Consider the following 25,026-nt stretch of genomic DNA (forward strand, 5'->3'; position numbering starts at 1 on the left):
CTATAAAATATGATATAATCAAATATATTTTATTTATAGTATATAAAAAAAACTAGAAGCGAAGGATGATAGAAATGACAAAATACATTATACAGAGAGTCATTTGGATATTCATCATATTGGTCGTAACACTTACAATTACATTCGTGTTACTGAAACTTGCGCCAGAATATCCACCAACTAAAAATACAGATAAGGACAGATGGTTAACTCAACAAGTTAATGATGGATACTACACCGTTGAGTATTTTGACTATAATAACGCAGAAGATCGCGCTTATGTCACAAACTTACAACAAACAGATCCTAGAATTAACTCTACAGTTTTCGTTGTTAACCCAATCGGTAATTCTCAAGTAATTAAGGTATTTACCCGTGTTCCAATTGCAACACAATATTTCAAATGGGTGGAAAACATCGTAACCGAATGGAATTGGGGTCTATCAACTAAGATTAAGATCAACCAGCCAGCGTTTGGTGTTGTCGCAGAGTTTATGCCACTTACATTAGCATTGAACGTACTTACTTTACTATTCTACCTACCATTTGGTTTTGGTTTTGGTATTATAGCTGCGCTTAAAAAAGATACATTTGTTGATAACTTAATGCAGATCTTAATCATGCTATTTATTTCATTACCAGGCTTAGTATTTATTCTTTTATTAGTCATTATTTTTGGTTATGAATTAAAATGGTTGCCAACATTATTCCCACTGTTAGAAAAGGAATCAGCTCAAGTTATTGCATCTGGTTTCGTAATTCCAGTTATCGCTGCAGGGTTACCTGCTATCGCTGGTTTAACTCGTTTATTTAGAGCAGAGTTATCAGAAGTTTTAACATCTGAATTTGTTTTACTTGCTAAAACTAAAGGTTTATCTCACCAACAAGCAGTTATGCGCCATGCAATCCGTAACTCAATGGTTCCGATGGTTCCAACAGTTATTGGTTCATTTGCCGGCTTACTAGGTGGTTCATTCATTCTAGAAAGAGTTTATGCCATCCCAGGGGTTGGTACTGTTACCCTTCAAGCATTAACACAAGGTAACTATGACTATAACGTTATTATGACTTCAAATGCATTCTATAGCGTTATTGGTTTAACAACTGCCTTAATCGTGGACTTATCATATGGTATCATTGATCCACAAATTAGAATGGGGGCGAAGAAATAATGGAAAAGCAATATTCTAAAGAGTATTTCACTCTCGTCCAAGAAAATGAGCGTTTAGTCGATAAACCATTAAAAACTAAACAACTTTCTTATTTCCAAGACGCATTAATTCGATTTGGTAAAAATAAATACAACGTTGCATCTACAATTATTCTTTTAATCATGATTTTATTTAGTATCTTCGTGCCAACATTTACACCATCAAGATACTATGAAGAAACTAATGGTGACTTAATGTTATTACCTCCAAGAGTACCAATTTTAGAAAACTTTGGTATTTTAGACGGTTATACAATGAGAAGAAACCGTGTAATTGACTATTCAACTATCGATCCAGAAACTGGTCTTGGTTATCCAGTCAATGCAACAACTTACAAAGAATACATTGACTTTAACACTTTAACAAATCATATCGTTTATACCAACACAAATAACGCAAATGTTATTGGTGGAACAAACAATATTTATATTGACTTTGGTTACAAAAACTATACAGTCGCATCTCCTCAAAGAACATTTAACACAGGCCAATATATTGAAGTTGAAATTAAAGAAATTGCTGAAAATGCTAGATTAGCGGTTTACTTTACAACTCAATCAAGTGGTGCTGGTATTGGTTCTTGGGACAATGTAACTTTACTTGGTGAAACAAGAGATGCTGGTGTTCTAACAATTGATCCGTTTACTCAAATAGCGGAAGGTACATCAGGATATTTATTATTAAGTTTCCAATTAGATGAAGTTTCAACAACTGGTCAAGAAAGAATTACACTTGAACAAGTCGTCATTAAGAACAGTCTTGATAACCCAGTGGCTACTTATACAGCTTATTCACTATCACAATTTGGTGGATTTGTTGTTGATGAACTTAATGACTCAGGTCGTTATGCACGTGAAAATGGTTATATGATCGTTGCAGACTTTAGATATGATGCTTATAGTGCGTTAAAATCACCTAGAGAAAAACGTATTGGTGATACTGAATATAACAAAATTCTTCAAGAGAATCCTGGCATGTTAGATGCTAAGGTGAATGACCCATTATTCCCAAATAAATGGACATTTGATGGCGATTGGCCAATTAAATCAGTAACTAACGTAACAACTCAAGTCATCGGTGGTATTCCGTATACTACATATACTGTTCAAATGGATGGTTTATATGCATTAGGATTTGAAGAAGCACCGTACTTTATTTTCGGAACTGACTCATTTGGTCATGACTTATTTGTTATGTTATGGTTAGGTCTTAGAACTTCATTAATCTTAGGTTTACTTGGTTCATTAGTTAACATTATCGTCGGCGTAATCTGGGGTGCTATCTCAGCTTACTACGGTGGTCAAGTTGACTTATTAATGGAAAGATTCGTTGATATTTGGGGTTCATTCCCTCAAATTACAATGATTGGTATTATCTCGGTCTTAATGGGACCTGGATTCTTCGCATTATTCGTCTTTATCATCTATGATGGTTGGATTGGTGCTGCGGCAATCACTCGTTTACAATTCTATCGTTATAAAGGTAGAGAATATGTTCTTGCAGCTCGTACTTTAGGTGCGTCTGATGCAAGAATCATCTTCAAACACATCTTACCAAATGCTTTAGGTACAATTGTTACAAGAACAATTCTATCTATTCCATCAGTTATCTTCTTAGAAGTTAACCTATCATTCTTAGGATTTGGTATTGGTAATGGACAATCCTTAAAAATTGGGCCAATTGACCTTACAGGTACATCAATTGGGGTTATCTTAAGTGACGGTCAAGCACAAATGTTTGCTGGTAACTACTGGCTGATTATTTTCCCAACATTAATTGTTGCATTGTTAATGATCACATTTAACATGTTTGGTAACGCGTTAAGAGATGCCTTAAATCCACAATTGAGAGGTAACTCATAATGAAAAAAGAAAAAGTATTAGAAGTTAAAAACTTAAGTATTTCATTCAGAACACCAAATGGTTTAGTTCGTGCTGTACGTGACATCTCATTTGACCTTCACAAAGGTGAAACACTAGCAATCGTTGGTGAATCAGGTTCTGGTAAATCTCAAACAAACCGTGCGATTATGGGCATTTTAGCTCGTAACTCAATCATTGACCAAGGTGAAATTAACTACGCTAACCAAGACTTAACTAAGTTATCAGAGGCAAACTTCCATACGATCCGTGGTAATAAGATTGGTATGATCTTCCAAGATCCATTATCAGCTTTAAACCCAATTATGCGTATTGGTAAGCAAATTACTGAAGCAATGTTAGTTAACGGTAATAGAGTTAAAAATCGCTTTAGAGATTTATACCACAAAGAATATCATGATTATTTAAATCAATTAACTGCTATTCGTTTAATCAAAGAAAAAACTACAGCTGAAATTTTTGAAGTAAATATCAATAATGATTTATCTAAAGCAGAAAAGAAAGCAAAGATTGCAGATATTAAGCAAGAAGCACAAACTAAGATTGCAGGTATTAAAGCAACTTTAGTTGACTTTAAAACTGCATACTTAGAATCAAAATCACGTGCTAAAGCACAAATCAAAAAAGAAATTGCAGCAGTAAAAGCAGAACGTGCAGAAAAATTAGCTTTAATCGATGAAAAGATTAAAAACGAACGTGTTTCAGGATTAGATTCAGTTAAATTAATGATTGCAGAACGTGCAGATATTAATGAACAATTCCGCCGTCGTTTCAAAGTCACTAAGAAGGAAGCATATGAAAAAGCAATTAAGATCATGGAAGAAGTTGGTATCCCTGATCCAGTTAAACGCTTTAAACAATATCCATTTCAATTCTCTGGTGGTATGAGACAAAGAATCGTTATTGCGATTGCATTAACAGCTGACCCAGAAATCTTAATTTGTGACGAACCAACAACTGCGTTAGACGTTACAATTCAAGGACAAATCTTAAACTTAATTAAGAATATTAAAAAAGAACGTGATTTATCAGTAATCTTCATTACCCACGATTTAGGTGTTGTTGCTAACATGGCTGACCGTGTAGCTGTAATGTATGCTGGTAAGATCGTTGAATATGGTACTGCAGAAGAAATCTTCTACAATCCAAAACACCCATATACATGGGCATTATTATCATCAGTTCCTGACTTAGAAACTAAAGGTAAACTCTTATCAATTCCAGGAACACCTCCAGACATGCTATTCCCACCTAAAGGTGATGCATTTGCTGATCGTAACCAATTTGCATTAAAGATTGATTACGAAGAACAACCACCATTCTTTAAAGTTTCAGATACACACTATGCTGCAACTTGGTTATTACACCCAGATGCACCAAAGGTAGAAATGCCTGAAATCATTAGTGAACGTAATAAGAAATATCAAGAAGCTTTCAAAGATAGAGAAAAAGTAAGAAAGGATTGAGTGACATGGCTGAAAGAGAAACAATATTAAAAGTCGATGGACTTAAACAATGGTTTAGAATCGGCTCTGGATCACAAAAATCTTGGGTTAAAGCAGTAGATGACATTTCATTTGAAGTTTATAAAGGTGAGGTTTTCTCATTAGTTGGAGAATCTGGTTGTGGTAAAACAACAACTGGCCGTACAATTATTAAACTTTATGAATCAACTGGTGGAGAAGTTTATTTCCACGGTACAAGAATCATCTCGGATGTTAAGAAAGCTAAAAACAATTATCAAGAAGCAATTTCTGTTAAAAAGGCTGAAGTTGATGCTAAGATTGCAAATTTAGATGAAAAACTATCTAAACAAGCAATTTCAGAAGAAACTTATGCTGCAGAAAAGAAAGCAATTGATGAAGATTTCAAAGCATTTGAAAGAACTCAATTTGAATTCTTACGTCAAGCTAAACTAGATAAAAACTTTGAACGTCATGTAGATGCTCAAGGCTTAGAAAAAGTTAAAGATTTAGAAAATCTTCCTGAATATCAAGAAATTCTTGCTAAATATGCTGATGATAATAACAGATTAAAAGACTTAATTTCAGACTTAGAACCTAAGGTTGCTAAATTAAAGGGTAATAAGGAAGAAAAAGAAAAGTTCAATGAATTAAATACTGAACTTACTCAATATAAAAAAGAATTAAAATTAAATGGCATCCGTCAAAACCAAGACATTGCTAACTTACGTTATAGCTTATTACGTAAAAACCGCTTATTAATGCGTAAAATGCAAATGATCTTCCAAGATCCAATTGCATCTTTAAATCCTCGTATGACAGTTAAAGAAATCATTGCTGAAGGTTTACGCATTAATGGTGTAAGAAATGAAAAAGAAATTGATGAACGCGTTAAAGAAGCATTAAAAACAGTTGGTCTTGTACCAGAACATGCTTCACGTTACCCACATGAATTCTCAGGTGGTCAACGTCAACGTATTGGTATCGCACGTGCACTTGTTGTTAATCCATCATTTATCATCGCTGATGAACCAATCTCTGCTCTTGACGTTTCTATTCGTGCTCAAGTTATTAACCTATTAAATGAATTAAGAGAAAAACAAGGTATCACGATTCTTTTCATTGCCCATGACTTATCAGTTGTTAAATACTTCTCAGATCGTCTTGCGGTAATGTATTATGGTAAGATTGTTGAAATGGGCGATAAAGACAAAATCTTTAACAACCCACTACACCCTTACACATTAGCTCTACTTGATTCAATTCCTCTACCTGACCCTCAATTTGAGCAAGCAAGAGGTGCAATCAAGAAGTATAACCCTGCTATGCATGATTACAGCACTGATTTACCTTCATTAAAAGAAGTAGAACCAAATCACTTCGTTTATTGTAATGATGCTGAATTCAAAGCATATCAAGCGAAATTAGCTAAATAATGAAACCAATTAGATTTATCATAGTTCTACTTATTGAGTTAGTGCTTGTAGCATTACTACATTTATTCTGGATTAATGTTCAACCAGAAGGATTTAGTACATACATTTCACTTCAAACAGTATCTGATTCGCTATTTGTCATGGGGATATTAATTTTCTTACCATCGCTTGTAGCAATTACAGGTGCTTATGCGAGTTTCTTTGCATTAAGATACGCATTAGGTGTCTTAGTGTCATCTAAGTTTAAATCACGTTATCCTCAGTATAGAGATTATATCTCTACAAAAAATACTGAAATTAAAACTACGATCTTCTTAGAGATATTCCTAAGTTCTCTATTAATCATCATAGCGGGCTTAATCTTATTAATTTGGATAAAATGAGCGATATAAAAAAAATAAACCGCAAATTCATAACACTAATCACAACGTTTGCATTAATAGCCTTGCTATCGATTGCAGGCGTTGTTTTAGCTTGGATATATATAGAAGATGAAAATACTAGGTTCTTTGTTATCGTTATACCAATCATCATTCTACTAGTTTCATCAACATGGTTTAAAAATGCCCTTGATAGAACAACCAATATGTCTTATTTCATTAGAATAAGAAATAATGCTGGTGATCCTATTTCGGTTGTTAAATTAAAACCATTTGATCGAATTGATGAGGTTTTACTAAATCAAGGTTATAAACTACATAGAAAAACAAGTAACTATAATCTTTACTATAAGACACATAAAGATACAATTAGTAAGACAAGACCTCAACACACAATGAGCATCATTGTTAAGTTAACAAATAAGGAATACTCATACTTCTTAGATCAAGTTGATGATGATGTGAACCAATTAGTAGATGAGGCATATAAAAACAAACAAAGAATTAGACAATTATATATTACTCAAATTAGAAAAGAAGAAGAACTAGCAGATAAGATTAAAGAAGCAATTAGTGAAATTGTCTTCATCCGTACAAAGCGTGGTATTATTTCAACGATTAATGTTGCAATACATGAAAAGTCTGGTAAAGCAGTTATGCTTTATTCAAAAGACTACAGACCAAGTCTTTACTACAAAGAACATATTGAAACAATTCAAAATATTTTATAAAAAAAGGTATCCATCAGGGATACCTTTTATTTTATATAAGCGAGTCAACACGATGTGTTTTTATGAATAAGTATAAGGATAGTACTAAGCTAACGACTGTAGTTAATGATCTATAAGTACCCATGCCCAGGATATTTAAATAAACATTGAAACCGACTAAACCAAGCATTAAGATAAAATTAATTAGCGTTGTAACTTTAAGTTTTTGATAATTACTCTTAATGTAATCAGGATATTGATAATTTGAAGTATTTCTTATCTTTAGTGCTGAAATAAATCCTGGAATAATTAACATGAAAGCAGTTAAACCAATAATGACCTCAATACCTTCAAGCCAAGTATATGAGAGTTTAAAAAGGTTAATTGATAAGAATGTCATAACGGTTAATAAAAGGGTTATTGGGAACAAACTTCTTGATAAGACAAATTCATCAAATGGTTTCTTTTCTTCAGCCACAACCTCAATTTTATCCATTCTCATTAACCACCAAAATACTGCAAGTGATGTAATCATCATAAAGAATTCTGAGTTTGCACTTCCAAAGATTACTGAAACATAATTTAACCAAGGATAATGGATTAAAGTCTTATATAAATAAAGTGAAGATGGCCCTTGAATCATCGTTCTAATAGAATCCATAACAAAGGTAATTAAGAAGTATTTATAAGTATATAGCGTCATTGCATAAACTAAGATGAAAGCAAATGCGATAAGAACTAAAGTTCTTAAGTGTGATTTTCTAACATTAGGTATTTTCTTTTTCAAGTATAATATACTTACGAGTAATACCGTTAAATCCACTAAAGTTTTAGGGTAAATAAAAAGGTCTGGTATACCAATAAAATCAAAGTGTGGTGCAACATATATTAGCATAATGATCGTGATAATATCAGCTAATAAAATGAATGAGAAAATTAAGATAAGTTCTAAAAACCTAGAACGGTTATTTTGTGTAATCATATGTTATATTCATTCCTTTACAAACGTATAAATAATATACCATATTTTAGCCAATTCCTTAACATAATGTTGATGATATGGCATATTTTCAAGAAAATTAGCAGCAATCACATAAAATCTTGAAAATAGTTTGAATTTGTAATATCCATAAGTATTAGCAAGAATGATTAACACTTAAAGTGTTATAATTAGTTGAATAATAACTAGAAGGAGAAGTATATGGCGACATTAACTGTAAAAAATTTACATGTACAAATCGAAGGAAAAGAAATTCTTAAAGGTGTAGACCTTGTTGTTAATTCTGGCGAAGTGCACGCAATTATGGGTCCTAATGGAACTGGTAAAAGTACACTTGCATCAGCATTAATGGGTCATCCTAAATATGAAATCACAGAAGGTGAAGCTTTCTTAGATGATAACAACTTACTAGAGATGGAAGTTGATGAACGTGCGAGAACTGGTTTATTCTTAGCAATGCAATACCCACAAGAAGTTTCAGGTGTGACAAACGCTGACTTCATGAGAAGTGCGGTTAAAGCGGTAAACGGCGAAGAAATGCCTTTAATTAAGTTCATCATGGAATATGAAAAGAATGCCCAAGAATTAAAAATGCGTGAAGATTTACCACACCGTTACCTAAACGAAGGTTTCTCTGGTGGTGAAAGAAAACGTAATGAAATATTACAATTAAAAACATTAAAACCAAAATTTGCAATCCTTGATGAAATCGACTCAGGTTTAGACATCGATGCATTAAGAATTGTTGGTGAAAACATCAATGGTATGGTTTCAGATAAATTCGGTTGTATCTTAATTACTCACTACCAACGTATCTTAGACTATGTTAAACCGACTCACGTTCACATTATGATCAACGGTAAAATCGTTTTAACAGGTGGTGCAGAATTAATTTCTAAGATTGATGCAAATGGTTATGAATGGGTTAAAGAAGAATTAGGTATTGATTTCGAGATTGGTAAAGAATAATATGAGTCAAATCTTATTAGGAAATAACGCAAGTCTTCCTAATGGCATAACTTTTGATGGGAAAACCTTAACTGTAGCTAAACGCCAAGTTTTCGAAGATACAGTCACTATCAAATTAGTTAACAGAGTCATTAGTGATTTATTAATCAAAATTGAAGAATCAACCCAAATTAAATTTATTTTAGATATTGAAGATCTCAATACTGAACCATCAAACTATACAATCAATTTAGAAGCAAAACCAAATACAAATGTTAAATTCTTATTTATTGCTAATATCCATAACCATAAATCAGATCTTTATTTCAATTCAAAAAGTTATGAAGATTCTAATTTAGAATTCATTGGTGGTTTTGTCTCAGATTTAGTGGATGTTAAATTACACTTAGATTTAAATGGTAAAGGTGCTAATTTAAAACTTAGAACAATTGCAGTATCAAGTTTAAATCATGAACAAAACTTAGATGTTAGAATGGTGCATTATGCACCGCAAACTGTTGCTGAAATGTTAAACATTGGTATCGCTGGCGAAAATGGTATTGTAAGAATCAATGGTGTTGGACAAATCGAAAATGGTATGAAAAATTCATCAGATTTCCAAACACTAAAAGGTATTATTACAAACGATGCAGCACAAATTGATGTTAACCCAATTTTAATTATTGATGAATTTGATGTTAAAGCTGGACATGCTGCAACTGTTGGTAAATTAGAAGAAGAAGTATTATACTATCTTCGTAGTAGAGGCTTATCACTAGCTGATGCTCAAAAATTAATCATTAATGGATACTTACATCCAGTCATCGAAGAAATTGATGACGAACAAATTAAAAATCAAGTAATTGAAATTGTAAACGAGAGAATATAATGTTAAATGCCCTTAAATTAAGAAAACAATTCCCTATATATAAAAAATATCCGGACTTACGTTTTTTTGATTCGGCTGCATCTTCCTTAAAACAAAAAGATGTCATATCTAGAATGAATGACTACTTAAGTTTTAATGGAACTAATGTCCATCGAGGGGTTTATCGCTTAGCAAGTGAAGCGACAACGCTTTACGAAGAAGCAAGAGTTGAAGTCGCATCATTTATTCATGCCGAAGAAGATGAAGTGATCTTCACTAAATCAACCACGCATGGCTTAAATATGTTAGCTCGTTCATTTGATGAGCTTCTAGAGGCTAAAGATGAAATTATCTTAAGCGAATTAGAACACCACTCAAACTTACTTCCTTGGTTAGAATTAGCATATAGAAAAGATCTTGTTGTAAAGTTTATTCCACTAGAAGATGGAAAGATTACTGTTGAGAATTTCAAATCAGTTTTAACTAAGAAAACAAAATTAGTTATAACCCATCATATTTCAAACGTTATGGGTGATATCGCTCCAGTTGAAAAAATGATTAAATTAGCAAGAAAAGTTGGCGCATTAACTGTCATTGATGCTGCTCAAAGTATTGCGCATTTAAAAGTTGATGTGAAGAAAATGGATGTTGATTTCTTAGTCTTTTCTGGACATAAGATGTACGGACCAAACGGAATTGGTATTTTATATGGGAAGAAAGCATCAATTACACAACTTCGTCCAACTGAATTTGGCGGAGAAATGGTTGATAAAGTAAACCTTTCTGGTTCTTCATTTAAAGCATTGCCTTATAATTTTGAAGCAGGAACACCTGCAATTGCAGAGGCTATTGGCTTAACTGGTGCAATTAGATTCTTGAAAAAAGTGGGTCTTAAGAATATTCACCAACACGAATTAGAACTTAAATCATATATTATTGAAAAACTTAAAGATGAAGCAGATATTGAAATTTATAATAAAGATGCTAAATCAGGCATCATCACCTTCAATATTAAAGATCTTCATCCTCATGATACAGCGTCTTTCTTAGATCAATATAACGTGGCAGTACGTGCTGGACATCATTGTAACCAATTAACAATGAAGTATTTAAATCAATTAGCAACCGTTAGACTATCAATTGGTGTATATAACACAATTGAAGACTGTGATATTTTTATTCAAGCAGTTAAAGAAACAAGAGACTTTTTCAAAGCACTTTGAAAGGACTTATATGGACTTAAAAAACATTTATCGTGAAGTCATTATGGATCATTATAAAAGACCACATAATAAAGGACTTCTTAATGATGAGACTTATCTCACGGTACATTTAAATAACCCAACCTGTGGTGATGATATTGTTGTTCAATTAAAAGTTGAAGGCGATACAATCATAGACCTTCGTCAGGCAGGCACAGGATGTTCAATTTGTTGTTCATCAGCAAGTGTCGCATCAATGACACTAAAAGGTATGAAAGTTAAAGATGCATTAAATGTCATTGGCGAGTTTTCCAAACTCATTACTGGAAAACCTTATGATGAGACAATACTAAATGGCGATGCCATTGCTTATCAAACAGTCCATCAGCTACCTGCGCGTGTTAAATGTGCAACACTCGCATGGAAAGCATATGAAAAAGGACTAGAATCTTACAAAGGAGATTGACCTATGGATGATACCAAAAAGAAAATTGACAATATCGTTGGTGAATATCAATACGGTTTCGTAACAGACTCAAAACCTGTTATGGATACAGGTAAAGGTATTAACGAAGATATCGTTAAACAAATTAGTACAATTAAAAATGAAGCAGAATGGATGACTAACTTTAGATTAAAAGCTTATAAACAATTCCAAACGCTAAAGAATCCTGATTGGGGTCCTGATTTATCCTTTATCGACTTTAATTCATTCACTTATTACATTAAACCATCAGATCGTGCAGAGAATTCATGGGATGATGTACCAGAAGAAATTAAAAATACTTTTGAACGTTTAGGTATTCCACAAGCAGAAAGAAACTATCTAGCAGGGGTTTCTACTCAATTCGAATCTGAGGTTGTTTATCATGCAACTAAGAAAGAATTAGAAGACTTAGGTGTTATTTATGTGGATACAGACACTGCTTTAAGAGAGTACCCAGAATTATTCAAGGAATATTTTGGTAAAGTTGTTCCACCAAATGATAATAAATATGCTGCCTTAAACTCAACAGTTTGGTCAGGTGGTTCATTTATTTACGTACCAAAAGGTGTAAAAGTAACTAAACCGCTACAATCATATTTTAGAATTAACTCAGATCAAATGGGACAATTTGAAAGAACCTTAATCATTGTTGATGAAGGCGCTTATGTAAACTATGTTGAAGGCTGTACAGCACCAACATATTCTAAAGAATCATTACACTGTGCTGTTGTTGAAATTATTGTTAAGAAAGATGCTACTTGTCGTTACACAACGATCCAAAACTGGTCATCTAATGTCTTAAACTTAGTAACAAAACGTGCACATGTTTATGAAAATGGACATATGGAATGGATTGATGGTAACATCGGTTCACAAATTACTATGAAATACCCATCATGTATCTTAATGGGAGAACATGCAAAAGGTACAACAATTTCTATTGCTTTTGCTGGTAAAAACCAATGGCAAGATGCAGGGGCTAGAATGATTCATTTAGCACCTAATACAACATCTTCAATCGTATCTAAATCAATCTCACGTGGTGGTGGTAAAGTTAACTATCGTGGTAAGGTTATGTTTAGTAAGAAAGCTAAAGGTTCAAAATCAAATATTGAATGTGACACAATCATTCTAGATGGTGAGTCAACATCAGATACAATTCCAGTAAACGTGATTAAAAACAGTGATGTCTTCTTACAACATGAAGCAACAGTCTCTAAGATTTCAGAAGAACAATTATTCTATCTAATGAGCCGTGGCTTAACTGAAGAAGAAGCAACTGAAATGATCGTTATGGGATTCATTGAACCATTTTCTAAAGAACTTCCAATGGAATATGCAGTTGAATTAAATCAATTAATTAAACTTGAAATGGAAGGCTCAATCGGTTAATAAATATTGGAAGGATATATTCCTTTCTTTTTTTATATAATATATGTAAAGGAGTATAACAATGAGACTTTTTATAGGTATTCCTCTAGATGATGAGGTGAAAGACTATTTATCAACATTATCTAAGGAAACTTTAAACCATGCGGTCACATTCCAAGAACAAAGTAAGGAAAATTATCACTTATATCTTTTCTTTTTAGGTGAAATGTTAATTACGGATGTTTATCTACTAAATCGAGCTTTAGAGTTTTTGAAGAAAGAACAAAAGTTTGAATTAACCTTATCTAAGTTAAATTACTTTCAAAAAGATTTATTTGGTGTCGGCTTAAAAGGTGATATGAAACAATTAGAATTACTCTTTACAAAGATTAAAAATGCAGTCAATAGCCTAGGATTTAAATATAAAGAATCTTTATCTGCACATATTGCTCTAGCAAAAGATGTTAAGTTTGAAGAAGATTTTGAATATAAAAAAATTGATGTTAAACCACTGACAGTAAAAATTGATAGAATACATTTATATGAAAGTATTAAATCAAACAATAAAGTAATCTATGAACCATTAACTACAATAAAGTTAAAATAAAAGGGCGTTTGCCCTTTTTTATCGGTTGACTTTAATGACAGTTTTTTCAAAATTCATTAAGGTTTGTTTAATATCTTTTAAAAACTCTCGTAAAATGATTTGATGAACATCTTCAAATAAATGCATTTTACCAGATAAGTTTTGAATAAGCATAAAGACTTTATAAGCAAGCATATCCCACATAGCAATAAACTTAGCATTTAAGAGGTAGTTACCTTCTAATGTGAAGTCTATGTCATAATCATTAATTAACGCTAAAGGAAAGTTAATATCGCCCTTTTTTTGTAGTACTTGGAAATTAGTTAAGATATCTGTAAGTACATCAACTTGTGCAACATCATTGATTAGTTCGAGTGGTTTTAAGAAATCCTCACCACAAATTAATAGAAGAAATGATAGAGTTGATGTATGTTTACAATAATAATATAAATCATCTAATGTTTTAAGTTTATTGTTGATAATATATTGATTTTTAAATTTAGCATATTCTAGCAGTATTGGTGTATGAATAGGATATGAAAAACTCTCAGCTTTTCTTAAATCTTTAAACAAACTATCCTTCTTGGTATAACCATTTAAGTAGGCTTTAAGATCGGTTTGATAACTATCAATTTGTTTAGTATCAACTAAACTTTCTAAATTGTGTAAATGTTTAGAAATGGTTTCATATAAAAATCTTAAATTCTTGTCTAGAAGTGGTTTTAAATACGAAATTTTATGCATATTTGGAAACCTTTCATTTAGTTCTTTTCTTTTAATGTTATAACACTATAATAGGTTTTATAAGTGAGGTCTAAAATGATTTACTACATTAAAAATGAAATCAATGGTGGCGTTTCGTATCCTGAAAAGAAAGTCATGGCTAGAAGTGCATTAGGTGCAATAAACTTACTTTGTAAAGAAAATCTTTTTACACTTGAGGGCTATTTAAAGACCACAAGAGAAATTTTAGGAATTAAATATAAGACACCGATTGTAATCTCTGATTTTAAGGTGTTTTTCTATACTAAAAGTTTAAAAAGTTATGACAATATTTTCATTAATTTTGTTGCTATCGATAAATCAGAAAAGGTAGATGAATATACCAGACTCACATTCGAAGATGAGGTTTTAGATTTAGATTTAAAATACAATGAGTTTATTCGAATTTCCAAGCATATATTTAAGATTCTTAAATATCGTGAAAGTTTAGTATGAATACACTTTCATTCACTTATATGATGAAATCATAATGTTCTTCATGGTATAATAACAAATGGTTAAACGATAAAAACTAAAGGAGTCTATATTATGGCAAAGAAAACTGTAAAAGATCTTGTATTAAAAGATAAAAAAGTGCTAGTACGTGTCGACTTTAACGTGCCTCTTGCAAAAGATGGTTCAATTACTGATGATACACGTATTGTTGCAGCATTACCTACTGTTGAGTATGTAATTGCACAAGGTGGTAAAGCAATTCTATTCTCACACTTAGGTAGAATTAAAACTGCTGATGACAAAGCTACAAACTCAATGAAACCAGTTGCTGAAAGATTAAGTCAATTAATCAACAAGCCTGTTAAGTTTGTACCAGTTACACGTGGTAAAGAATTAGAAGATGCAATCGCAGAAATGAAATCTGGCGATGTATTAATGTTTGAAAACACTCGTTTTGAAGACTTAGATGGCAACAAAGAATCTAAGAACAATGAAGAATTAGGTAAATACTGGGCTTCATTAGGTGACGTGTTTGTTAACGATGCATTCGGTACAGCACACAGAGCACACGCTTCAAACGTTGGTATTTCAGCAAACATTACTGAAGCAGTTGCTGGTTTCTTATTAGAAAAAGAAATCAACTTCATCGGTGGTGCACTAGAAAACCCTAAGAGACCTTTTGTCGCTATCTTAGGTGGTGCTAAAGTTTCAGATAAAATTGAAGTTATTACAAACCTATTAAAGATCGCTGATAAAGTATTAATCGGTGGTGGTATGGCATTTACATTCTTAAAGGCTCAAGGCTTTGAAGTTGGTAAATCATTAGTTGAATTAGATAAAGTTGATTTAGCTAAAGAATTATTAGAACAAGCTAATGGCAAGATTGAATTAGGCTTTGACGTTATTACAGGTAAAGCGTTTGATGCAAACACTGAAACAAATGTTAGAGACTTCGATGCAATTCCAGCTGATGAAATGGGCTTAGACATCGGACCTAAGACAGTAGCAAGATTTGTTGAAATCATTAAATCTGCACAAACTGTTGTATGGAACGGACCTCAAGGCGTATTTGAAATGGAAGCATTTGCTAATGGTACAAAACAAGTCGCATTAGCATTAGCTGATATTTATCCAAATGCTACAACAATCGTTGGTGGTGGTGACTCTGCTGCAGCGGTTGCTAAGTTCAACTTAGAAGATAAGTTCTCTCATATTTCAACAGGTGGCGGTGCATCACTTGAATACCTAGAAGGTAAAGTATTACCAGGTATTGCTGCCGTTCACGAAAAATAATAATGATGTTAGACATTGGGAAAAAGATTAGAGCTTTAAGATTAGGAAATAATTTAACCCAAGAAGAATTAGCGAATAGACTAGAATTAACTAAAGGGTATATCTCTCAACTAGAAAACAACCTAACTTCCCCTTCGATTCAAACATTATTTGCAATACTAGAAGTCTTGGGTGTCGAACCTTACGAGTTTTTCTCAAAGCCGGAAGATGAAGACGCAAAGATTGTATTTACAAAAGAAGATTATTATGAGAAAGAGTCAGCTGAATTAGGTTCAGTAATTTCCTGGATTGTTCCAAACGCTCTTAAATATGAAATGGAACCAATCATTATCGAAATTAAACCAGGTGGTCAATCTACGATTGACGATAGTCACCCAGGCGAAGAATTCGGTTATGTTTTAGAAGGACAGGTTACACTCGTTCTTAATAAAAAACGCTTTATTGTAAAAAAAGGTGAAACCTTTTACTACATGGCAAACAAAGAACATTATATAATAAATACAGGTAACAGTATCGCTAAGGTACTTTGGATATCTACACCACCTATGTTTTAAATAAGGAGAGATACTATGGAAAAAGAAATTATTATTGGATCAACAGCCGGCTTACATGCTACATTAGCCGCTAAAGTTGTGCAAACAGCTTCTAAATATGCAGTAGACATCAAATTATACTACAAAGACAAAACTGTCGACTTAAAATCAATTTTAGGATTAATGAGCTTAGCTGTTCCTAAAGGCGAAAACGTAAAAATTGTTGCATCAGGACCTCATGCTGAAGATGCTATCAAAGATATTGCAGCGATCTTAGGTTAATCATGGCTAAAAGAATCCCTGTAATTGCTGCTAACTGGAAAATGTATAAGACTAAAGATGAGGCTTTAGCTTTTATATTCGCAGTCAATGAAAAAGTTCCAACAAGAGACAAAGTAGAATCTGTTGTCTGTGCACCAGCTATCCTTTTAAACTTATTAGTTAAGCGTGAAGGCGATAACTTAAGAATTGGTGCTCAAAATATGCACTATGCTGAAGAAGGTGCATTCACTGGTGAAAACTCACCTGCACAAGTTCAAACTTCTGGTGCTGAGTATATCTTAATTGGTCACTCAGAAAGAAGAAGTTACTTCAATGAAACAGATGAAACTGTAAACTTAAAAATGCATGCTGCATTCAAGCATGAATTGACACCAATCTTATGTGTTGGTGAACAATTAGCAGAACGTGAAAATGGTACAACTAAGAATGTATTAGATTCACAATTAGAAATTGCCTTCAAAGGTGTTTCTGCTGAAGAAGCTTTAAAGACTATTATCGCTTATGAACCAGTATGGGCTATTGGTACAGGTAAAACTGCGACCCCTGCAATGGCAAACGACACAATTAAAGATGTACGTGCTAAAGTTGCAGAACTTTACGGTAATGAAGTTGCAGAAGGTGTAAGAATCCTTTATGGTGGTTCAGTTAAACCAGATAACATCAAAGTATTACTTGCTGAAAGTGATATCGATGGTGCATTAATCGGTGGTGCTGCACTTGATCCAAATAACTTCTTAGTCTTCACAGATGCTGCTTTAAACAAGTAAAAACGATAAAACCCTGATTGATTTCAGGGTTTTTATTATGCCTTTTTAAGCAAATCATCGATAAAAATAAAATAATACATATGAAATAAAGTAAATCTAAAAACTTAGAAGGTGATTGAATGAAATTAGGTCTCTTTAAAATAAGTTATCTGGTTATCGCGGTTTTAAACTTCTTATGGTACTTTTACTTTACTCAAATAGAACTTATATTTATCTTTCCTCTCCTTTATGGCATCCTTTATTTAGTATATTTTAAATTTTTCAAGTCTAAAGATGACGAACCGTTTCATACTTTAGGAGATTTAGCTGGTCTATTACTTGGTAATTTATATTTGATCTTATATGGTCAGCAGGTTTATCGAGAGTTTAGACTATTTTCAATTGAAGTTTATCTGTTTTATTTAGTATTTATGGTTCAAGGATATATGGTTGTTACTTCGATCATTTATATCACAAGATACTTAATTGATTTAAAATCTAAAGAAATTGTTGGTCAGTACGATAAAATTGATACATTCTTTAGTTTTATATATGTTATCTCTATAGTTTTTATCCTTATACTTTCCACACTTATGAATGGTTTCTCATTTGTAACAGTATTATTCTCCTTTAATTTACTATTAATGATGATGCCGTTCTTGTTAATATACTTATTATATAAGTTGATTAGAAAACTAAAACACTACTAAATCGTACAAATATAAAAATCCCTTAGGTGTCCTAGGGGATTTTTATATTTTAAGTTACTGGATAATCATTTGGTTTCAAAAGATTTATGATGCAATAATCAGTTTTGTACCAGATTGTCTGAATAATTGAATAAATTCTTCCGGTGGTTCTTTATCTGTAATAACATAGTGAATATTTTCGAAAGTGGTTGTTTGACACATTAGAATATTATTGAATTTAGTATGGTCAACTAATAATATATGGATTTTAGAACGTTCTAACATTTCTCTTTTGACTAATGACTGTTCATATGAGGCTTCAGTAATACCTGTTGTAAGGTCAATACCTCCACAAGAGAAGATAAACATATTGGCATGAAAGTTTCTAATGTAGTTTATTGTATCTGGCCCTAAAACTGAATTAGTTTTAGCATAAATGACACCGCCGGTTAAATACATTCTACTGTTTGGAATGTTTGTAAGAATGGATGCGTTATTTAATCCATTGGTAATCACGTTCACATTGTTGAAATTTCTAAGATAAGGTAATAGATAACCAACTGTAGTACTTGAATCAAAGAAGTATGTTTCATTATCCTTTAAAAATTGTACACAAGCTTGAGCAATCTTCATTTTCTCTTTAACTTGAGTATTCACACGGATTGCAATTGGTGATTCTGTAGATGTTGACTCAACTAAGGTAGCATAACCATGCCCCCTAATAATAAGCCCTTGTTTCTCCATAAATCCAAGATCTCGACGCAAGGTTGAATCACTTACATAAAGAATAGCCATCAATTTTTTTGTTGAAATAGATTTGTGCTCTTTTATGATGTCTAGGATTTGGTTTTGCCGTTCATTTAACATAACTATCCTCCTATAATGAGCGAATATGACTGAATTATAAACTATATTTGGCGTATTGTCAATAATTCAGTCAATAATTGACCTTATTCAGTCGTTTTGTTATAATATGTGTATAAGATGAAAACGCTTTACATCACGGGGGAGAATTACAGCATGATTACTGTATCTATTTTAGGCTTTGGCCAACGCGGTCGTGTTTTTGCTGACGCTATAAAAAAATATTCAAATGAAGTAAGTTTGGTAGCTGCATGTGAGATAAATCAAGAGAAATATCATATGATTGAAAATGAATATGGCATTTCAAAAGATAAACTATTTCATAATGAAGAAGCCTTTTTTAGTCAGGGGAAAATCTCTGATGTTTTAGTGATCTCTACTATGGATAGAGCGCACTATGAACAGACAATTAGAGCTTTAAACTTAGGCTATGATATTTTACTTGAAAAGCCAATCTCACCTAATAAGGATGAGATTATTAAAATTAGAGATCTTGCTAATAAACTAGGTAGAAAAGTTGCTGTTGCTCACGTACTTAGATATACCAAATTTTATCAAACAATAAAATCTATTATCGACGATGGAAAAATCGGAGATATTGTGAATATCCACCAAACAGAAAATGTTGGTTACCTTCATTATGCGCACTCATATGTGAGAGGTAATTGGCGTAATAGTGAGACATCATCACCGATGATTCTTGCTAAATCATGTCATGATGTGGATATTCTTTTATTTTTAAAGGGTAAAAGAATTAAACGTGTTTCATCTTTTGGTAGTCTATATTATTTCAAAAAAGAAAATAAACCAACAAATCCGATGGATGAAAAGATTTACGATCCAATTAAATTCTATAAAGAAAATCCATCTTGGATGAAAGTCTTTACAGAAAACCCAGATGTTCACGAAGTATTTAAAAATAATGAATTAAGTTACGGTAAATCAGTATTTGAAATGGATAACAACGTTGTAGATAATCAATCATTATTAATTCAGTTTGAAGATGGCACTTCAGCAACCTTCATTATGACAGCATTTTCTAAAAAGACGCATAGAAGAATTGAGATTAAAGGAACCAAAGGTGAAATCTTAGGTGACTTAGACTCAAACATCATTGAGGTTCTACCATTTGGAGATGAGGATTATAAGATTGATATTAGTACTTTAACAGATGATTTATCTCATCATTCAGGTGGCGATAATCAATTATTAATTGAGTTTATTCGGGCAATTAAAAATGATACTGACTTTTTAACAAATATCAATTATTCAATCGAATCACACTTTGTAGCACTTGATGCGGAAGAATCTAGATTAAAAGATGGACAAGTGGTTGAATCACAAGCTAATTGGGATTTATATGATGGAAAGTAAACATATAACAATTGACTTAGGTGCATCATCTGGCAGAGTGTATATTAATTATTTTGCTCAAGAATTTAATCAAGTAGAAGTTCATCGTTTTGAAACAAAGATGATTGAAAGTCAAAACTATCTGATGTGGGATTTCAATTCAATTATCAAAGAAGTAAAAAAAGGTATCAAAATTGCATTTCAAAAAGAACCGAATATCCAATCGATTGGGATAGATACATGGGGATGTGATTATGGATTAATCTCAAAAAGTGGGAAACTTTTAAGAAATCCAATAGCTTATAGAGATGAAAGAACATTAATTGGTTCGAAATTAAGATCAAACATTATTTCAAATGAAGCGCTATATAAAAAAACCGGGATTCAGCATTTAAGTTTCAATACAATCAATCAAATTGTACATGACTTAAATTATTATGAAGAAATGAATGAAGTAGATCAGATTTTAATGATTCCTGATTTGGTTGCATATTTTCTAACCGGAAATAAGCGCATCGAACTCACAAATCTTTCAACTACAAGCTTATATAACCCACTTACTAAATCATATATAGAAGAAGTATATAGTTTAGGAATAGATAAATTGTTATCTGAAATCATTAAACCGGGTGAAAGTTATGGGGACATCAAAGAAGACATTCAAAAAGAGTTGAAAATTCCTAAAGTACCTGTGTTAGCAGTTTGTTCACATGATACAGCATCTGCAATATTCGCACTTGATTTAGAGGAAAATGAAGCGTACTTATCATCTGGAACCTGGAGTTTATTAGGGGTTCTAAATGATGATCCAGTAATTAATGATGAATCATTTAAATACAATTTTACAAATGAAATAGGATATGAAGAAAAAACAAGATTCTTAAAAAACATTACTGGATTTTGGGCAAAGAATCTATTACTTCAACAATTTAATGTCACTCTTACTCAAGAAAACTTATCTAATTGTGACAAACTCGTACAAGAGAATTTATCATTTGATTCAATTGTTGATTTAGATGATGAATCATTTATCCACAATAAAAACATGATGCAAAACTTCCAGAACTATTTTAGAAAAACAAATCAAAAAGAAGCAATCAGTTTAGAAGATTACTTAACAAGTTTTGCTTATAGTTTAGCTTGTAAGTATCGCTATAACTTAGACATCTTAGAAATAATTACTAAAAAACATATTGAAAGTTTAACCATCATTGGTGGCGGTACTCAAAGTGAACTGATGAATCAGTTAACATCAGATATCCTACAAATACCAGTTAAAGTTAAGTTTAAAGAAGCCAGTTCTATTGGAAATGCTATTGTTCAATACATGGCAATGAATAAAAAAACAGAAAAAGAAGTTAAACAAGCATACTTTAAACGAACAGAAAAAATTTATTATCCAAAAAGAGATTTATCTCATATTTATCAAAAATATATTGAACTCATAAGGAATGAAAATCATGAATGATGCATATCAAGTAGCTAAACAAATCTATAAAAAATATGGTGTAGATGTTGATGAAGCTATCAATAAATTAAGTAAAGTAAGAATTTCAATTCATTGCTGGCAAGGCGATGATGTCGGTGGTTTCTTATTCAATGAGGAATTATCAGGTGGCATCCAAGTTACTGGAAATTATCCATATCGCGCAAGAACTGCGAACGAATTAAGAAGTGATTTAGAAAAAGTTTTATCACTGATTCCTTATAAACATAAGATTAATTTGCATGCAATCTATGCCGAAAGTGATGAAAAGATTGATCTTGATCAAATTGAACCAAAGCATTTTGAATCTTGGTTGAATTGGGCAAAGAAAAATGATTTAGGACTAGACTTTAATCCAACATTATTTGCCCATCCTAATTCAAAAGATGGTTTCACACTTTCAAATAAAGATGACAAAATTAGAAACTTTTGGATAGAACACGTTAAACGTTCAAGAAAGATTTCAGCTTATTTTGGTGAAAACCTAGGGATTAAGAGTGTATGTAACATTTGGATACCAGACGGTTATAAAGATAATCCGTATTCAAGATTAAGCCCAAGAAAAATCTTAAAAGAGGCACTTGATGAAGTATTAGAAACATCTTATCCAAAAGCCTACATGCTAGATGCTGTTGAAAGTAAGTTATTTGGAATCGGTGCTGAAAGTTACACAACTGGTTCACATGAGTTTTATTTAGGATATGCAGCTAAAAAAGATATTGCAGTATGTCTAGATAGCGGTCATTTCCATCCAACTGAATCTATTGCAGATAAAATCTCTGCCATGTCATTATTTGTTGATAATCTATTACTCCATGTTTCAAGACCAGTAAGATGGGACTCAGATCATGTTGTTTCAAATGATGATGAACTAAATAATATCATGGCAGCAATCGTTAGAGATGACCTGTTAGATAAAGTACACATTGGATTAGATTTCTTTGATGCCTCAATTAACCGTATTGCCGCTTGGGTGATTGGTATTAGAAATACTCAAAAAGCATTACTAAGAGCACTCTTAGAACCAAAAGAATTACTAAAACAAATTGAATCACAAAACGATTACACTATGCGCTTAGCACTCATGGAAGAATTAAAATCATTACCTTATGGCATTATCTATGATTACATCTGTGAAAAAGAAGATAAGAAAGTCGGTATCGAATTTATGGATGTTATCAAAGCGTATGAAAAAAATCTAAAAGAAAGAGTTTAAACATGAAAGTTATTGAATATAAAACAGTAAGCAAATTTACAAAAATCATTAAATTGATGTATGACCTCGGCTGGGCTGAGAGAAATGCAGGCAATGTATCTCATTATTTAACTGAAGAAGAGATCAAACAATTCGATGATTTGAAAGAAGGTGCAATTCATGATTTAGATGTTGTTTATAAAGACTTGATTGGTAAACATTTCTTAATAACTGGTACAGGTAAATTCTTTAGAAATATTGAAGATAATGTTGAAGATAATATTGGAATTGTTAAAATCTTGCCTTCTGGCAATCAATATCAAATTGTTTGGGGTTTGAATAATTCAAAACCTACCTCAGAAATTAGTACACACCTTTATTCACATCAAGCAAGATTAAGCGTTGATCCGAAAAATAGAGTAATTATTCATACGCATGCAACATATATAAATGTTATGAGTCGTGTTATTGATCCACTTGATGAAAAGTTTGTTTCAAGAACATTATGGGGAATCAATACTGAAAATATTGTAATCTTCCCTGAAGGTTTAGGTATAATTCCGTGGTTAGTACCTGGAAATAGTAATATTGGAGTTCAAACAGCTGAAAAATTCAAAAAGTATCGCATTGTCTTATGGCCACTACATGGTGTTGTAGGGAGTGGTGAATCATTAGATGTTGCATTTGGATTAATTGAAACAGTAGAAAAAGCTGCTAAAGTATTCATTTTATCTAATAAATTTGAAAATAAACGCGTCATCAGCAAACATGAATTAGAGGAATTAAGCGATGCATTTAACATAAAACCAAATAAGGAGTTTTTAGATGAAGAAAATTAACCTTCTATTACTGGCAGTATTATGCTCTGTTATGTTATGGGGTTGCGAAAAAGAAAAGGACGAGCCAATTATTGACCCGAATCCAGATATAACCGAAGTTGAATTATTAGATGATCCTACTTTCGCAACAGGCTTTAATTTATTAGGGGTTTCACCAGTTATTGATGGTAGAACAGTCTATAGACATTTAGATTATGATGGTAAAGCTATACCATCTGACCGTGAAGTTTGGTATTTAGGTCAATGGTGGACACCATATGATGTTAAAAATGCAACATACGAAGAAAAAGATGGCAATTATATATATGAAACACCGTCAAGAAAAATTGAGGTGAATCCTAGCAATAATGGTTACTACCGAGTTGATTTATTAGGTAGTAAAGAATATGACCATCCAAGACAAGGTGGTGAACCTTGGCCACACAACTTAATTGAACAAAATTTCACTCAGTCAGTTAAGATTGGTGAAATCAGTAGACTTGTATTAACACTTGATGTCTCAATAAATAGTGTTGTGAATATGATGGGTGATGCATACAACCCTGATATGCATGCAGCACAATTCTTATGGTATGTCACAGTAAATAATGCAGTGCCTCAAGATTCAAATCCTGATGAAGTAGGTAAACCTGGAGATTTCTTCTGGTTTGGTATTCCAATTTATGATTCTAGATTTGATTTTATTAATGAATCTAAACACATCGATCAAGGCGCACCTGGGACTACAAATAAACTAATTTATTCAATATCATCAAGAAACTATATTAATGAAAAAATTCAATTTGGTAAAATATATCACATTGAAATTGATATCTTACCATACTTAAGAGAAGCATTTATTTATGCAGCATCTAATAACGCATTAGTAAATGCAAAACTAGAAAATCTAGTTGTAAATTATATGAATCTAGGATGGGAATTACCAGGAACATTTGATGTTTCTTCAACGATTCAAAACTTAAGTATTAAAGCGTACATGAAATAGG

The 25,026-nt window shown here is 32.1% G+C and carries 25 protein-coding genes and 2 pseudogenes; 24 read left to right on the plus strand and 3 right to left on the minus strand.

Annotated elements, in window-relative coordinates; all coding sequences use genetic code 11:
- Positions 1–74 precede the first annotated feature (74 nt).
- From PG914_RS01970 to PG914_RS02000, 7 genes and pseudogenes are all read left to right on the plus strand, one after another.
- On the plus strand, positions 75–1,172 hold the full coding sequence (locus PG914_RS01970) for an ABC transporter permease (protein ID WP_488822003.1): 1,098 nt from the start codon (positions 75–77) through the stop codon (positions 1,170–1,172).
- Complete coding sequence (locus tag PG914_RS01975; protein WP_488822004.1) at positions 1,172–3,073, plus strand: ABC transporter permease; 1,902 nt, start codon at positions 1,172–1,174, stop codon at positions 3,071–3,073. Before PG914_RS01970 ends, PG914_RS01975 begins: the two co-directional genes overlap by 1 nt.
- On the plus strand, positions 3,073–4,557 hold the full coding sequence (locus tag PG914_RS01980; protein ID WP_488822005.1) for an oligopeptide/dipeptide ABC transporter ATP-binding protein: 1,485 nt from the start codon (positions 3,073–3,075) through the stop codon (positions 4,555–4,557). The genes PG914_RS01975 and PG914_RS01980 overlap by 1 nt, the downstream gene beginning before the upstream one ends.
- A 5-nt stretch (positions 4,558–4,562) precedes the next feature.
- Positions 4,563–4,850: pseudogene (locus PG914_RS01985) on the plus strand (ATP-binding cassette domain-containing protein); the annotation flags it as partial.
- A 408-nt stretch (positions 4,851–5,258) separates the two neighbouring features.
- Positions 5,259–5,990, plus strand: a pseudogene (locus PG914_RS01990) (ATP-binding cassette domain-containing protein); the annotation flags it as partial.
- Positions 5,990–6,373 carry a hypothetical protein gene (locus PG914_RS01995; RefSeq protein WP_488822006.1) on the plus strand — a complete coding sequence of 128 codons (384 nt, stop codon included), beginning with the start codon at positions 5,990–5,992 and terminating at the stop codon, positions 6,371–6,373. The pseudogene PG914_RS01990 and the gene PG914_RS01995, both read left to right, overlap by 1 nt.
- Positions 6,370–7,101: a hypothetical protein gene (locus tag PG914_RS02000; protein ID WP_488822007.1), complete on the plus strand. Its 732-nt coding sequence runs from the start codon at positions 6,370–6,372 to the stop codon at positions 7,099–7,101. The genes PG914_RS01995 and PG914_RS02000 overlap by 4 nt, the downstream gene beginning before the upstream one ends.
- A 31-nt stretch (positions 7,102–7,132) precedes the next feature.
- Here the strand turns inward: PG914_RS02000 and PG914_RS02005 are convergent, their stop codons facing one another.
- Positions 7,133–8,062 (minus strand): hypothetical protein, encoded by a 930-nt coding sequence (locus tag PG914_RS02005; protein WP_488822008.1) that lies wholly within the window; start codon positions 8,060–8,062, stop codon positions 7,133–7,135.
- Between the two features lie 219 nt (positions 8,063–8,281).
- Between PG914_RS02005 and sufC the strand changes: the two genes are divergently transcribed.
- From sufC to thpR, 6 genes are all read left to right on the plus strand, one after another.
- Entirely contained in the window at positions 8,282–9,049 is a 768-nt protein-coding gene (sufC, locus tag PG914_RS02010) for a Fe-S cluster assembly ATPase SufC (RefSeq protein WP_488822009.1), read from the plus strand.
- Between the two features lies 1 nt (position 9,050).
- Positions 9,051–9,917, plus strand: a complete 867-nt coding sequence (locus PG914_RS02015; RefSeq protein WP_488822010.1) for a SufD family Fe-S cluster assembly protein — start codon at positions 9,051–9,053, stop codon at positions 9,915–9,917.
- Positions 9,917–11,119, plus strand: a complete 1,203-nt coding sequence (locus tag PG914_RS02020; RefSeq protein ID WP_488822011.1) for an aminotransferase class V-fold PLP-dependent enzyme — start codon at positions 9,917–9,919, stop codon at positions 11,117–11,119. The genes PG914_RS02015 and PG914_RS02020 overlap by 1 nt, the downstream gene beginning before the upstream one ends.
- 10 nt (positions 11,120–11,129) lie before the next feature.
- On the plus strand, positions 11,130–11,564 hold the full coding sequence (gene sufU, locus PG914_RS02025) for a Fe-S cluster assembly sulfur transfer protein SufU (RefSeq protein ID WP_488822012.1): 435 nt from the start codon (positions 11,130–11,132) through the stop codon (positions 11,562–11,564).
- 3 nt (positions 11,565–11,567) lie between these two features.
- The gene (sufB, locus tag PG914_RS02030) at positions 11,568–12,977 is read left to right on the plus strand and encodes a Fe-S cluster assembly protein SufB (protein WP_488822013.1); all 1,410 of its coding nucleotides are present in this window, start codon (positions 11,568–11,570) and stop codon (positions 12,975–12,977) included.
- A 61-nt stretch (positions 12,978–13,038) separates the two neighbouring features.
- A complete protein-coding gene (gene thpR, locus PG914_RS02035) occupies positions 13,039–13,563 on the plus strand; it encodes an RNA 2',3'-cyclic phosphodiesterase (RefSeq protein WP_488822014.1) in 525 nt (174 codons plus the stop codon).
- Positions 13,564–13,581: 18 nt separating this feature from the next.
- On the opposite strand, the gene PG914_RS02040 is transcribed toward thpR, so the two are convergent.
- Positions 13,582–14,286, minus strand: coding sequence for a hypothetical protein (locus PG914_RS02040; RefSeq protein WP_488822016.1), 705 nt, complete (start codon positions 14,284–14,286; stop codon positions 13,582–13,584).
- A 75-nt stretch (positions 14,287–14,361) separates the two neighbouring features.
- Between PG914_RS02040 and PG914_RS02045 the strand changes: the two genes are divergently transcribed.
- From PG914_RS02045 to PG914_RS02070, 6 genes are all read left to right on the plus strand, one after another.
- Positions 14,362–14,760 carry a competence protein ComK gene (locus PG914_RS02045; RefSeq protein ID WP_488822017.1) on the plus strand — a complete coding sequence of 133 codons (399 nt, stop codon included), beginning with the start codon at positions 14,362–14,364 and terminating at the stop codon, positions 14,758–14,760.
- 93 nt (positions 14,761–14,853) lie between these two features.
- Positions 14,854–16,053 (plus strand): phosphoglycerate kinase, encoded by a 1,200-nt coding sequence (locus tag PG914_RS02050; RefSeq protein WP_488822018.1) that lies wholly within the window; start codon positions 14,854–14,856, stop codon positions 16,051–16,053.
- A 5-nt stretch (positions 16,054–16,058) separates the two neighbouring features.
- Positions 16,059–16,607: a helix-turn-helix domain-containing protein gene (locus PG914_RS02055; RefSeq protein WP_488822038.1), complete on the plus strand. Its 549-nt coding sequence runs from the start codon at positions 16,059–16,061 to the stop codon at positions 16,605–16,607.
- A gap of 15 nt (positions 16,608–16,622) precedes the next feature.
- The gene (locus PG914_RS02060) at positions 16,623–16,868 is read left to right on the plus strand and encodes an HPr family phosphocarrier protein (protein WP_205735507.1); all 246 of its coding nucleotides are present in this window, start codon (positions 16,623–16,625) and stop codon (positions 16,866–16,868) included.
- A gap of 2 nt (positions 16,869–16,870) precedes the next feature.
- Positions 16,871–17,635 (plus strand): triose-phosphate isomerase, encoded by a 765-nt coding sequence (tpiA, locus tag PG914_RS02065; protein ID WP_488822019.1) that lies wholly within the window; start codon positions 16,871–16,873, stop codon positions 17,633–17,635.
- Positions 17,636–17,754: 119 nt separating this feature from the next.
- On the plus strand, positions 17,755–18,324 hold the full coding sequence (locus PG914_RS02070) for a hypothetical protein (protein ID WP_488822020.1): 570 nt from the start codon (positions 17,755–17,757) through the stop codon (positions 18,322–18,324).
- Positions 18,325–18,408: 84 nt separating this feature from the next.
- Here the strand turns inward: PG914_RS02070 and PG914_RS02075 are convergent, their stop codons facing one another.
- Positions 18,409–19,170: a DeoR/GlpR family DNA-binding transcription regulator gene (locus tag PG914_RS02075; RefSeq protein ID WP_488822021.1), complete on the minus strand. Its 762-nt coding sequence runs from the start codon at positions 19,168–19,170 to the stop codon at positions 18,409–18,411.
- A gap of 153 nt (positions 19,171–19,323) precedes the next feature.
- Here PG914_RS02075 and PG914_RS02080 point away from each other — a divergent pair, with 153 nt between their 5' ends.
- From PG914_RS02080 to PG914_RS02100, 5 genes are read left to right on the plus strand one after another with little or no spacing between them, the layout of a single operon-like run.
- Positions 19,324–20,541, plus strand: coding sequence for a Gfo/Idh/MocA family protein (locus PG914_RS02080; protein ID WP_488822022.1), 1,218 nt, complete (start codon positions 19,324–19,326; stop codon positions 20,539–20,541).
- Positions 20,531–21,988: a rhamnulokinase gene (locus PG914_RS02085; protein WP_488822023.1), complete on the plus strand. Its 1,458-nt coding sequence runs from the start codon at positions 20,531–20,533 to the stop codon at positions 21,986–21,988. The genes PG914_RS02080 and PG914_RS02085 overlap by 11 nt, the downstream gene beginning before the upstream one ends.
- Positions 21,972–23,222, plus strand: a complete 1,251-nt coding sequence (locus PG914_RS02090) for an L-rhamnose isomerase (protein WP_488822024.1) — start codon at positions 21,972–21,974, stop codon at positions 23,220–23,222. Before PG914_RS02085 ends, PG914_RS02090 begins: the two co-directional genes overlap by 17 nt.
- Positions 23,223–23,224: 2 nt before the next feature.
- Positions 23,225–24,040, plus strand: a complete 816-nt coding sequence (gene rhaD / locus PG914_RS02095; RefSeq protein WP_488822025.1) for a rhamnulose-1-phosphate aldolase — start codon at positions 23,225–23,227, stop codon at positions 24,038–24,040.
- Positions 24,027–25,025: a hypothetical protein gene (locus PG914_RS02100; protein ID WP_488822026.1), complete on the plus strand. Its 999-nt coding sequence runs from the start codon at positions 24,027–24,029 to the stop codon at positions 25,023–25,025. The genes rhaD and PG914_RS02100 overlap by 14 nt, the downstream gene beginning before the upstream one ends.
- Position 25,026: the final 1 nt, after the last annotated feature.

It is taken from the genome of Acholeplasma sp. ORD1043 (genome assembly GCF_057808485.1).

Bases quoted from the DNA above. Each gene is read 5' to 3' on its own strand.
- PG914_RS02055 (WP_488822038.1), top strand. From the start codon at position 16,059: ATGTTAGACATTGGGAAAAAGATTAGAGCTTTAAGATTAGGAAATAAT.
- thpR (WP_488822014.1), top strand. From the start codon at position 13,039: ATGAGACTTTTTATAGGTATTCCTCTAGATGATGAGGTGAAAGACTAT.
- PG914_RS02015 (WP_488822010.1), top strand. From the start codon at position 9,051: ATGAGTCAAATCTTATTAGGAAATAACGCAAGTCTTCCTAATGGCATA.
- rhaD (WP_488822025.1), top strand. From the start codon at position 23,225: ATGAAAGTTATTGAATATAAAACAGTAAGCAAATTTACAAAAATCATT.
- PG914_RS02100 (WP_488822026.1), top strand. From the start codon at position 24,027: ATGAAGAAAATTAACCTTCTATTACTGGCAGTATTATGCTCTGTTATG.
- PG914_RS01970 (WP_488822003.1), top strand. From the start codon at position 75: ATGACAAAATACATTATACAGAGAGTCATTTGGATATTCATCATATTG.
- PG914_RS02020 (WP_488822011.1), top strand. From the start codon at position 9,917: ATGTTAAATGCCCTTAAATTAAGAAAACAATTCCCTATATATAAAAAA.
- PG914_RS01980 (WP_488822005.1), top strand. From the start codon at position 3,073: ATGAAAAAAGAAAAAGTATTAGAAGTTAAAAACTTAAGTATTTCATTC.
- PG914_RS01995 (WP_488822006.1), top strand. From the start codon at position 5,990: ATGAAACCAATTAGATTTATCATAGTTCTACTTATTGAGTTAGTGCTT.
- PG914_RS02040 (WP_488822016.1), bottom strand. From the start codon at position 14,286: ATGCATAAAATTTCGTATTTAAAACCACTTCTAGACAAGAATTTAAGA.
- sufB (WP_488822013.1), top strand. From the start codon at position 11,568: ATGGATGATACCAAAAAGAAAATTGACAATATCGTTGGTGAATATCAA.
- sufU (WP_488822012.1), top strand. From the start codon at position 11,130: ATGGACTTAAAAAACATTTATCGTGAAGTCATTATGGATCATTATAAA.
- sufC (WP_488822009.1), top strand. From the start codon at position 8,282: ATGGCGACATTAACTGTAAAAAATTTACATGTACAAATCGAAGGAAAA.
- PG914_RS02000 (WP_488822007.1), top strand. From the start codon at position 6,370: ATGAGCGATATAAAAAAAATAAACCGCAAATTCATAACACTAATCACA.
- PG914_RS02050 (WP_488822018.1), top strand. From the start codon at position 14,854: ATGGCAAAGAAAACTGTAAAAGATCTTGTATTAAAAGATAAAAAAGTG.
- PG914_RS02060 (WP_205735507.1), top strand. From the start codon at position 16,623: ATGGAAAAAGAAATTATTATTGGATCAACAGCCGGCTTACATGCTACA.
- PG914_RS02005 (WP_488822008.1), bottom strand. From the start codon at position 8,062: ATGATTACACAAAATAACCGTTCTAGGTTTTTAGAACTTATCTTAATT.
- tpiA (WP_488822019.1), top strand. From the start codon at position 16,871: ATGGCTAAAAGAATCCCTGTAATTGCTGCTAACTGGAAAATGTATAAG.
- PG914_RS02070 (WP_488822020.1), top strand. From the start codon at position 17,755: ATGAAATTAGGTCTCTTTAAAATAAGTTATCTGGTTATCGCGGTTTTA.
- PG914_RS02080 (WP_488822022.1), top strand. From the start codon at position 19,324: ATGATTACTGTATCTATTTTAGGCTTTGGCCAACGCGGTCGTGTTTTT.
- PG914_RS01975 (WP_488822004.1), top strand. From the start codon at position 1,172: ATGGAAAAGCAATATTCTAAAGAGTATTTCACTCTCGTCCAAGAAAAT.
- PG914_RS02045 (WP_488822017.1), top strand. From the start codon at position 14,362: ATGATTTACTACATTAAAAATGAAATCAATGGTGGCGTTTCGTATCCT.
- PG914_RS02090 (WP_488822024.1), top strand. From the start codon at position 21,972: ATGAAAATCATGAATGATGCATATCAAGTAGCTAAACAAATCTATAAA.
- PG914_RS02085 (WP_488822023.1), top strand. From the start codon at position 20,531: ATGGAAAGTAAACATATAACAATTGACTTAGGTGCATCATCTGGCAGA.
- PG914_RS02075 (WP_488822021.1), bottom strand. From the start codon at position 19,170: ATGTTAAATGAACGGCAAAACCAAATCCTAGACATCATAAAAGAGCAC.